Source organism: Paraburkholderia sejongensis, from assembly GCF_020880815.1.
GTDB classification, from domain to species: Bacteria; Pseudomonadota; Gammaproteobacteria; order Burkholderiales; family Burkholderiaceae; genus Paraburkholderia; species Paraburkholderia sejongensis.
On record NZ_JAJITD010000040.1, the window covers coordinates 1 to 9,957 of the forward strand.

Sequence of the window (9,957 nt, forward strand, 5' to 3'; positions counted from 1 at the left end):
ACGACCTTCAGGCACGACGATTCTGAGTGCTGTTCTGTCATAAGGTGTCCACTGAAAATCAGTGGACATAGCCTGCACGGTCAGATCCCTGAGTGCCAGACGTCGGTTTCTGCGCGCTTACCATTCTACCGCCGCCTCTCGATCCGCCTGACAGTGCCCACGGTGCCTCTCGGCTACTGCATTCGGTCAGTGCAAGCGAAATCGGCTGCTCGGACGGTCGAGGTTGTTGTTTGCTCACTTGGCAGGCGGCCCGCCAATGAGCGTTAACGATTGCAAAATCTGCATTTATTTCATTGCGTCCATCTTGCGTAGTGCCATATCTTACGAAGGTAGAGTTCACGGCGCGTTAATCTCTTCCATTTAGAAATAGCAACTTCTGAATTCGCATTAGGACGTGGCCGTCTGATGTCTCGTCGCCATGCCGTTAGGCATGTGGTGCTCGTGACTGATGAATTCGGCGTTGGTCGACGATTTGTTGTTTAGTACAAACAAAATCTTTCCTGCCATTCTGACGGTTACATAGATGTTTCCAGGAATTTAACTTATGAAAGTATTGATTGCACTTTTTTCAATCTCAATTTTGACAAGCGTCGGAGCCTGTACGCAAATTCCACCAAGCAGCACCACTCAAACGGATAAATTTTCCCCGAGCTATATTAAGCAACACATTGTTGTGGGGAAGACCACTCAAGCCGAAGTAGTCGCGCTATATGGAAATTCAAATTCGAAGCAGATCAAAGATGATGGTAGAGAAACCTGGTTTTACAATGAAAGTACTGTATCCACCCCAAATGTAATGGAGCGTATGGGAGGGATGCTTAGCGGAGTCACTTCTGGTTTATCCCAAATGGGGTTATCTACAGCCCAAAATAGTGTAGGTGTTGTTAGTGATCAAGTTAATGGCGCAAATAGAAGAGTTAATGGTGCTAAAACGGCCATAAATTCTGCTCGGGATGAAAAGGCAGCGAATGGAAGCGGGTATGCACATCAGTTGTTTATCGATTTTAATAGTAAAGGTATCGTTACTCATTGGTGGTATTGAAAACTATTAAGGATGGTTTGAAAAATCGCCTCCAACCAAAGGGTGGCAGAGGTGTTGAATGAGGATGACGAAAGCGGCGGAAGTCTCGCAACATGCGATAAAGGTTCGCTCACAAGTGCGGCTCGGCGATTTGTTGACCAATCCGCGCATCTATATGATGTTGGCAGTCTTTTGCAGCGTCTTCACGGCACTTAACGCGGTCGGATTTTGGATTCCATCGCTGCTGCGTCAGGTGGGCGTGCATCAGATCAGCGATATCGGGTGTATCAGCGATGCAATTTCGCTGTACACGGCGATCGGCATCCGACTGATTAGGTGAGCTTGGCACGAATTACCTTCTGCTCCTGAGTCATGGCAGACTCCTTGCTGTTCGCAGCGCGCACCGCCGCTACCGGCTACGCCCTCCGCGCCAATGCGCAGATTTAGTCCAGTCCACCGCAGATCATCCCATGCGTGAACGCGAGCGGCCTAAGAGCGGATTCCGCCTGCACGGGCGCACGTAGACGTTTCCGTCGGGCTTGGTCCGATCGGGCAACTTGGCGCTCAAGCGTCATTCGCTGCGCGCTTTTTTCGAAAGCAAATCGCGACCCGGTTTAGGCCTGGCGTCTTCATCGGTCTCACCCAGAATCCGTCTGCTGTTTTCTGAGCGATTGTTTTGTCTACACGCGATTCGTCCTGGTGATCCGCAACGTGACAAAGCCCTGTGCATGGCACATTTACGAAAATCTATTGCGGTGCACCCCCTGTCGGACTTATGCCGCACGGCGTTTGAATCCGTACGGCCCACAATCCAAACAACAATTAATGAGACAACTCGATCGCGTGGTAATAAGAGTGGCATTTAGCGTGGCGCTTCTAGGTGCGACGATTCTGAGTGCGTGCGGAGGCGGCGGCAGCAGTAACAACAACGGCACGACTGGCTCGTGGGCCGGTAGATCAGGCGCATCGCCAGCGGGGAGCGGCTCGTCATCGACCGACGCACCGGTATCGACAACGGGCGCGCTGATTATGCGGCTCAAGGTGATGAGCGCGAGCAGCGGCTAGGTCGTCAGCGCGACGCTCCAGATGCCCGCGGGCGCCTCGGCACAGCTGCTGACGACAGCTTCCGCTTCAACGGCACCGACGGCGTGAGTTCGGGCTCTCGGGTGCTGTCATTCAATCTGCTCGACGGCGCGGGCAACAAGCTGATCGCCGCTTCGAGCTTCGCGCAGGACGACCCGGCCACGTGGACCGCTTCGCTATCCGGCATGAGCGATATCGCCGCCGGCCAGCAGCTCGGGCAAAGCGCGCAGCTAGTCGAATCGCCGCTCAATGCAGGCCATCGGCTACGCGCGCACAGCATGGACTGCCACAGCGCCAGCGCGGCGACCTGTTCAAGTTTAACTACTCGAACAACTCGATCGTCGTGCGTGCGCAGTTTCATGGACTGAGCGCAACCTAGGGCGAGCAGATCGCTAGCTACATCCGCAGCCTGAAGAACCAGTTGCCGGCGCCGGGCGCGAACTGCCGACCGTGGAATCCGCCCTATCAACCCAGTCCCGGACTCGATGCGGCACCGGTCAGCGACTGGACCTGCGGCGTCGGTCTCAGCGCGGTATCGGAGAACGACCTAGACACGCTCACGTCGATCTTCCCGAATGGTGTGGTCGACAGGACCCTCGTCGCGGCCAAAGGCCAGATCAACCTGCGAAAAATCTCGATCGGCCTGCAACTGCCGGACTGGAATCGCTGGGTGCCGCGCATCCATCCGAAGGACGGGTGGGGCGACTATTTCACCAACGGCAACCTGAACAAGCAGTACGCGGGCGAAGGCAACGGCAACGGCAACGGCACCTACAACATGCGGACCCGGCTCGCGCAGGGCAGCGTGAATTACGCGCAAAGCAAGACGGGCAACATCTTCAACGACCTGTACTACTGGGGCGTCGCGTAGGCGAAACTTCGCACCGCCAAACGAGGGCACGAGCGGCAGATACACGATCGCGCAGCTGCAGAACTGCCCCACCGCCTGGGTCAGCGCCGAAGCCGGAAAAACGCGGCTGGTGCAACCACTGGCGCTTCGTCTTCAACGTGTCGCCGCACATCCTTGGCTTTCCGGTCGACAACAGCATGTTCGGTAGCGCGGTCGCACAATACGTGAGATCGAACCAGTGGTACTACCTGCAGATCCTGCTCAATCCCGGCTCGGGCGCGCATCTGATGCAGATACCGATCGACTGGCAATACGCGTACGGCCTGCTCGACAACCTCTCTCACAGCAGCGTTCACCCCGAGCCGGTCCGCAACTTCCTGTATGTGCTCAAGGGCGCGCAGGAGATGGACAACGGCGTCGGCGTCGCCAACGTCAAACGGGGCTGGACCACGCGCGACACCAGCCCGCTCGACGTCGGGAGCGGCGGCCAGAACGGCGTGTGGAAAGGCACCAGCGTCGCGACCGAGCAGGCCGTCGTCAACGTGTTCCTCGCGAACTGGCTCGATACCACCGCGAGCTTTAGTCTGAGCGACTGGCAGCGCGAAGGTCAGCCCAACGCGGTGAGCGGCGAGATCTCCTGCGGCTGGAGCATCCGCAGTCTGTGCGCGCTCGACTATGTGCCCGGTACCCTGTCCGGCGGCACCACCGCGAACTTCCCGACGTGGATGTGGGACCGGGTGCCGCTGATGCGTGGCGAAGGGATCGACGGCACCCAGTTGAACCGGCTGGTGAGCTGGCTCAATGCCGCGTACCCAAGCGGCAACTCTGCGAGTCTGAGCGGAAACTGACGCGCATTCTTTAATACTGATCATCGAAAAAAACTCCAAATCGAACCATACGTGTGCAATTTCTCGCCCACTTACCGAGTTTGCACCACAACCTTTAACACCATAGAACCCTATAGTACGGGTCGAACACTCACATTGACCCTTTCAGGCACCGGCCGCCGTAGGCGGCGGCGAGCATGACGACGTGTGGACGACAGGATCAAGGCCCTTGCCGCCCAACAACGGCGCATCGAGGCAAAGCAGGCTGCACTGAGCGAGAGGGTTCGGACGCTCAAGGCGGAGTTCAACTGCGCTTTCGGAGGTACCACGCTCGGCGGCGCCAGCGACGACGAGACGTTTGAGATTTACTCGTCCGACGACTATTGCTTTGGCGATCTCAGCTACCGGGACGGAAAGCTGACCGTGGGGTTTAGGACTACTGAAGATGACCGGATCGTCCGGTATCGTGGCTACTCTGAAGTCGAAAAGGGCTACACCGTCAGGCCGCTTGCGGAATTCGCGCTGCCCTTTCTGGAACGGCTGCTGAATGAAAAAACTTTGGCGTCGTTGCTCAACAATATCGCCAGCCAGCTGGAGCAAGGGGAGGCGCGGCTGGACCGCCCGCTCGTGGCGCTGCAGGCGATCGTCGCCGGCGAATCTGCGAAGCTGGACGAACAGGTCGATGCGAGCCTCCAGCAACCGGGCTGCGAGACGCTATCCCAAAACCGGCAGGAAGCGCTCGACGCGACGCATCTCGATACAGCCGACGGGCTGACCCGCAGCAGCCGCTTTCTGGAGACGGTCTACTCGACCATCCTGCGCGAGCGCGGCAAAATTTTGCCGAGAGACAAATCGCTGACGCCCCTGCTGGGATGCATGTGTCGCATGCCTGGACTGGCCCGACCCGACCGCATTGGAAGATGCGAGGCGTCTGTTCGCTGGCGTGAAATCGATCAGTGGCGGCGTTGGGGCCTTGCGAAGCCACTTTCGCACCGCGCATGGGGGCGACCGGCCATCTTCCAGCGCTCGATGTGTCCTATGCGATGCTTGCGAAGAACACTGTCGCCGCGGTAGCGATTTTTCTGCTTAGCCGACACGCAGACACCAGCGCGTCGGGCACGCCACCACAAAACTGAAATGGCAGACGCCATGCAGACCACTTCCATCATCGCCCCGAACCTGGGCGAAGTGCGCACACTCGCAACATTCATCAGCGCGATCAACGGGGAACTCACTGGCCACGTGAACACGCTCTACCGGGGACAGCGCGATGCCGCCTGGAGTCTGCGGCTTGCCATTGACCGGCAGGCCCGTCGCCCCCCGGGCCACGAGGAGAAGAGCATGCTCGAGGAATTCAAACGCCGCGCGATTCCGTATCTGGACTCGCCGGCGAGCGACCTCACCGATACGCACTGGCTCGCGATCGCGCAGCACCACGGGATGCCGACGCGCATGCTCGACTGGTCGGGCAGTGCGCTGACCGCCCTCTGGTTCGCCATCCGGCAGCAGCCCCGACAGCAGAAAGCCGCGGCGGTCTGGCTTCTTACTTACGAACCGAAGTACCTGATCTCCGATGCCGAGCGTGAAAAGCCGCTGGAGGTGGGACGTACGACCCTGCTCCGTCCGCGACACATTCCACGCCGGATCACTGCGCAGGATGGCTGGTTTACGCTTCACCGGGGTCACTACGGTAGCCGCAGGTCGCCCGCCTTTGTCTCTCTTGAGACGAATACCGATTACGAGGGCCGTCTGTGCTACGTCACTGTGCCCAGGACCGCATTTGGCGAGATGCGTGTCCAGCTGGCCTAGACCGGTGTGAATAGCACAGTCCTGTTTCCGGATCTTCAGGGCGTAGCGGACTACGGCACCTGGAGTCATTTTTATCCAGAGGACGAACTTAACGTTCGTGGCCTGCCGCTGCTCTGATCCGCTGAACGACATGGCGAACCGACCACAACCGATCGAGCTGCTCCCGCCGCGCACCTGGACACGCACCGAATTCACCGCGCTGCGCGCCCGCGTGAAAGGCGTGCCGGTCCCGACGATCACGCGCCTGTACTTCGACGCCGAGACCACCGGGCCGTCCGACATCGAGCGGCTGCTGCGCACGATGCGCACCGAGCTGGTCGAGCTCGCGCTGCGCGAGGGTTCGTCCGTGCTGGTTGCCCACCTGCGGGCCGCGATCGAGAAATACGGCGAGCCGCGCCTCACGCCCGTGTCGCTGCAGCTGATCGAGCAGGCCGCCGGCGCCTGGGCCACCGCGCGCCCCGAAGCGCAGCACGCGGTCGGCCGCTGGTTCCGCCCCGTCATCGCGACACGCCTGGCGGGGGAGGGCATCGCCACGCTGGGCGAACTCGTCGCGTTCTGCAACCGCCGCGGCGGCAGCTGGTGGCGCTCGGTCCCGCGCATCGGCGTGCACCGGGCCCGCGTGCTGGTGGCGTGGCTGCGCCGGCATGCGCCGTCAATCGGCCAGGATGTCGACGCCGATATCGACGCGGCCGATCCGCTGGTCGATCCGGTCGCCCAGCCGGTAGAGCCGGTCCGCGCGCAACTGGTGCCGCTCGAGCGCATCTCGATGCCGGCGGCGCTGTCGGGCGAGCACGGGACCAACCGCGCGCCGGCGTTCGGCTTCATCCGCGCGCGCCATGATCTCGATGCGATCCGGGCGTACCTCGCCCGCTACACCCGGCAGGAAGCGACCCTGCGCGCGTACCGGCGCGAGCTCGAACGGCTGCTGCTGTGGGCGGTGACCGAGCGCGGCACCGCGCTCTCGTCGATGACGGTGGAGGACTGCGACGCCTACAAGGCGTTTCTCGCCGCGCCGTCGGCGGCGTTCTGTGGAACGGTCGTCCCGCGCAACTCGGGCCGGTGGCGGCCGTTCAAACCGGGCGCGCTGTCGCTCGACAGCCAGCGTTATGCGGTGCGTGCGATTACCGCCGCGTTCGAGTGGCTGGTCCGCGTGCGTTATCTGGCTGGCAACCCCTGGGCCGCGGTCACTACCCCAAAACCGGTGAAACGGGCCAGCGCGATGCAGATCGACCGCGCGCTCCCGCTGGACCTGTGGACGCGCGCGCGGTGGTGTCTGGCCGAACAGGCGCAGGGCTTAGGGCCGGCCGCCGAACGCTGGCGAGCAGCGCGCGCTGCTGCTCATCATGGGCGATGCCGGCCTGCGCATCGCCGAGGCGGCCGGTGCGACCCGCGGCATGCTGCAGTGGCTGCCGCCCGAAGACGGCGTGCCCGCCACCTGGTTGCTGCGTATGGTCGGCAAGGGTAACCGGGAGCGGTTTGTGCCGGTCAGCAAGGAGGCGGTGCTGGCGATCGGAGCCCACTGGCGCGATCGCGAACTGGATTTCGAGGGTGCGGAGGCGGCGATCGCGCCGTTGCCTCTCCTCGCACCCCGGGTCATTCCGCCGACCCCGCGCGCCCGCGCAAAATTCGGCGCGAGGCAGCCTGCCAGCGAGGAGGCGGACGCCGCGCCGGTGGTCGCCGGCGGTTATTCGGTGCGGGGCGCGCGCGGCCTCACGCAGTGGGCACTGCGCGGACAGGGAGCGCATGTGCCCGATCTGACCGAGGCCGAGCGCCGGCAACTCGCGCGCAGCTCGCCCCATGCGTTCCGTCATACCTGCGGTACCCAGTCGGTCGCGGCCGACGTGCCGCTCGACGTCGTGCAGCGGCTACTCGGACACGCGTCGCTGCAGACCACCACCGTCTATGTGACGGCCGAGCAGAAGCGCCTGCGCGCGGAGATGGCGCGCTACCACGCCCGGCTCCGTGCGGCACCCGATGTGCCGCCGGATGATGGCGCCGGCGCATGACCGCGAACCGGGCTGCATGTGGGGTTCGCATGAAGTGAATATTCCTGCAGGACTCCCTAGAATGCCTGGAGATGCCAATTACAGATCCGGAGAACCGGAAGGCATGCGCGGAGGGCGCGATGAGAATTGCACTGCTGGAAGACGACCCGGTTCTTGCAGCGTCGGTACTGGAGACGCTGACCGCCGCGGGCCATCACTGTCATCACTTCGACCGGGGCGCCGCGCTGGTTCAGGCCCTGCGCCGGGAAACGTTCGATCTGCTGATCCTCGACTGGCAGCTTCCCGACATGACTGGCCGGGAGGTGCTGCACTGGGCCAGGGAGGGTGGGGCGGCCCGGGTGCCGGTGATCTTTCTGACCTCGTACGGTCGCGAGAATGACATCACCTCGATCCTGAACGAAGGGGCGGATGACTATCTGGTCAAACCCGTTTCATCGCCGGTGCTGCTTGCCCGCGTCGCCGCACTGATGCGGCGGATGTATGCGATCGACCCGAAGGCGACGAAAGAGGTCTTTGACGATGTCGAGTTCGACCTGCAGGCCGAACAGGTTGTGAGGAAGGGCGAGGCGGTGAAGCTGACCCAGCGCGAATTCAAACTGGCCCTGCTGCTGTTCCAGCATCTCGGGCGGCCGCTGTCGCGGGCGCACATTGCCGAGCGGGTGTGGAGACAGCCGCCGGACATCCTCTCGCGAACCATGGATACCCACGTGTCGACGTTGCGTCAGAAACTGGGGCTGCGTCCGGAGAGTGGCTATCGGCTCGCTCCTGTCTACGGGTACGGATACCGCCTTGAACGGCTGGCCGGATCGGGACCCCCGGACTAACGGTTGTTGTGCAGCGGGCGGGACGCTGACGGCAGAGCCGTGATCGCCCATGCTTCCGCCGAGGCCGGCATTATTTGCGGGAGGTTGCACCACATGACTGACTGGTGGCAGAAGCCATTCGTCGAACTCCTCAACGTTGGGGCGGAGATCCGGGCGCGTACCATCGAGCTGGTGGCCATGGAGGACAGCCGGGAGGAGAGCGGGCCTCACCTGCGCGAAATACTGGGGAAGGCGCGCGCGGAACTCAGTGAGCTGGAGCAGCGCCGGCGGGAACTGCTGCAACAACTTCAGCATCGCCGCGCGCCTGATCCGGCCCGCAACTACCGGCGTCTGCTCTCCTGATTACTATGGTCCCGCGACCGGCCGTGAAGCGCGTCCGGCGCCGCGGGCATGGCCCACGGCTGGCGCGGCCGGCATGCGCGCCTTGGGGTCAACCGTCTGACGCCGATTCAGGAGACCGCCCGTAAGTGGGCTACCCGATCCCGTTCGTCACCCCATGCGGTCGCCGGCACGATCGGGACGGTGATGCGAAGTCCGAGCAGTTCTGCAAGTGAATCCCGCGATTGCACCAGGTCGCCGATCGTATGGCGGTCGAGTTCGTCGAGAAACGCCTGGTTCGCTGCCTGCAGCGCACCGCGCAGCCGGCAGTGCGGCGCGATCACACATTCCCGGCTCCCGCCCAGCCGATCGGGCAGACATGGCGCCAATGCAAAATCGCCCTCTAACAGTCGGACGACGTTGCCGAGCGTCAGATCGAGCGAATGGCCGCTGAGCCGCAGCCCACCGTTGGGGCCGAGCACCGTTTCAATCCAGCCGTGTTCGGCGAGCTGCCAGGCAATCCTCATGAGAGGGTTTTTCGAGATGCTGTACGCGCGGGTAATGTCCCTGATCTTCGATAACTGTGGCCCGCGCACCGCAAGGTAAAGCAGAACACGAAGCGAATAATCGGTATGGTCAGTCAGTTTCATACGGCCTCCGCATTGCGCGGGATTGGGAGACCGGGCGTGAGCTGAGGGCGGAATGAGCGCAGTAATAATCAGGACGTGGCTCACGCCCCCAATCCCGTCGTTCCCGACGATAGGCCTTTGCGTTGGACGGGGCAACCCGAGCCGTGCGGATGACCGGTCATGCAACGTGACCTGCTTCTGCTCGATCTCGCGATCGCACGGCAGGAGACGTGTGTGTTGGCCGCTGTTCGTGTCGGGCCATTGTTTGGCCAGGAACGGTCAATCGACGAGGCGACAAAGATAGCCGACAATACGCACGGGTATCCAGCAATAGAGAGACCGAAGGAAGGTAACGATGTCTATAGCTAAGACGAGGGCCACGCCCTACTACGCGGTAATCTTCACGTCCATCCGAACGCCCGATGACAATGGGTATGGAAACATGGCCGACGCGATGGTCGAAGAGGCGTAAGCACCTGATTTGTACCGTTCCCCGCCTGTCGTAGAAGATGCAATCATCGCTGCGACGGACACGAGTGACTGACTCTGTCCACAAACAGCGAGAATGGACACAGTGACTCAGACAGTCG

At 62.0% G+C, this 9,957-nt stretch carries 10 protein-coding genes and 2 pseudogenes; 11 read left to right on the plus strand and 1 reads right to left on the minus strand.

Annotated elements, in window-relative coordinates; all coding sequences use genetic code 11:
- Positions 1 to 544 precede the first annotated feature (544 nt).
- The 10 genes and pseudogenes from LJ656_RS34635 (at position 545) to LJ656_RS34680 (ending at position 8,762) form a co-directional block, all read left to right on the plus strand.
- Positions 545 to 1,042 (plus strand): hypothetical protein, encoded by a 498-nt coding sequence (locus LJ656_RS34635; RefSeq protein ID WP_230513923.1) that lies wholly within the window; start codon positions 545 to 547, stop codon positions 1,040 to 1,042.
- Between the two features lie 58 nt (positions 1,043 to 1,100).
- Complete coding sequence (locus LJ656_RS34640; protein WP_230513924.1) at positions 1,101 to 1,361, plus strand: hypothetical protein; 261 nt, start codon at positions 1,101 to 1,103, stop codon at positions 1,359 to 1,361.
- An 808-nt stretch (positions 1,362 to 2,169) separates the two neighbouring features.
- On the plus strand, positions 2,170 to 2,472 hold the full coding sequence (locus LJ656_RS34645; RefSeq protein ID WP_230513925.1) for a hypothetical protein: 303 nt from the start codon (positions 2,170 to 2,172) through the stop codon (positions 2,470 to 2,472).
- 53 nt (positions 2,473 to 2,525) lie between these two features.
- On the plus strand, positions 2,526 to 2,975 hold the full coding sequence (locus LJ656_RS34650; RefSeq protein WP_230513926.1) for a hypothetical protein: 450 nt from the start codon (positions 2,526 to 2,528) through the stop codon (positions 2,973 to 2,975).
- Between the two features lie 137 nt (positions 2,976 to 3,112).
- The gene (locus LJ656_RS34655) at positions 3,113 to 3,802 is read left to right on the plus strand and encodes a hypothetical protein (protein WP_230513927.1); all 690 of its coding nucleotides are present in this window, start codon (positions 3,113 to 3,115) and stop codon (positions 3,800 to 3,802) included.
- Positions 3,803 to 3,988: 186 nt separating this feature from the next.
- Positions 3,989 to 4,855 carry a hypothetical protein gene (locus LJ656_RS34660; RefSeq protein ID WP_230513928.1) on the plus strand — a complete coding sequence of 289 codons (867 nt, stop codon included), beginning with the start codon at positions 3,989 to 3,991 and terminating at the stop codon, positions 4,853 to 4,855.
- 75 nt (positions 4,856 to 4,930) lie between these two features.
- Positions 4,931 to 5,590, plus strand: coding sequence for an FRG domain-containing protein (locus tag LJ656_RS34665; RefSeq protein ID WP_230513929.1), 660 nt, complete (start codon positions 4,931 to 4,933; stop codon positions 5,588 to 5,590).
- 130 nt (positions 5,591 to 5,720) lie between these two features.
- Positions 5,721 to 7,596 (plus strand): annotated as a pseudogene (locus tag LJ656_RS34670) (phage integrase family protein).
- A 119-nt stretch (positions 7,597 to 7,715) separates the two neighbouring features.
- Positions 7,716 to 8,420: a response regulator transcription factor gene (locus tag LJ656_RS34675; protein ID WP_230513930.1), complete on the plus strand. Its 705-nt coding sequence runs from the start codon at positions 7,716 to 7,718 to the stop codon at positions 8,418 to 8,420.
- A 93-nt stretch (positions 8,421 to 8,513) separates the two neighbouring features.
- Positions 8,514 to 8,762, plus strand: coding sequence for a hypothetical protein (locus LJ656_RS34680; RefSeq protein WP_230513931.1), 249 nt, complete (start codon positions 8,514 to 8,516; stop codon positions 8,760 to 8,762).
- Between the two features lie 107 nt (positions 8,763 to 8,869).
- On the opposite strand, the gene LJ656_RS34685 is transcribed toward LJ656_RS34680, so the two are convergent.
- Complete coding sequence (locus tag LJ656_RS34685; protein ID WP_230513932.1) at positions 8,870 to 9,388, minus strand: RrF2 family transcriptional regulator; 519 nt, start codon at positions 9,386 to 9,388, stop codon at positions 8,870 to 8,872.
- Between the two features lie 334 nt (positions 9,389 to 9,722).
- Here LJ656_RS34685 and LJ656_RS34690 point away from each other — a divergent pair.
- Positions 9,723 to 9,836: pseudogene (locus LJ656_RS34690) on the plus strand (antibiotic biosynthesis monooxygenase); the annotation flags it as partial.
- Between the last annotated feature and the right edge of the window lie 121 nt (positions 9,837 to 9,957).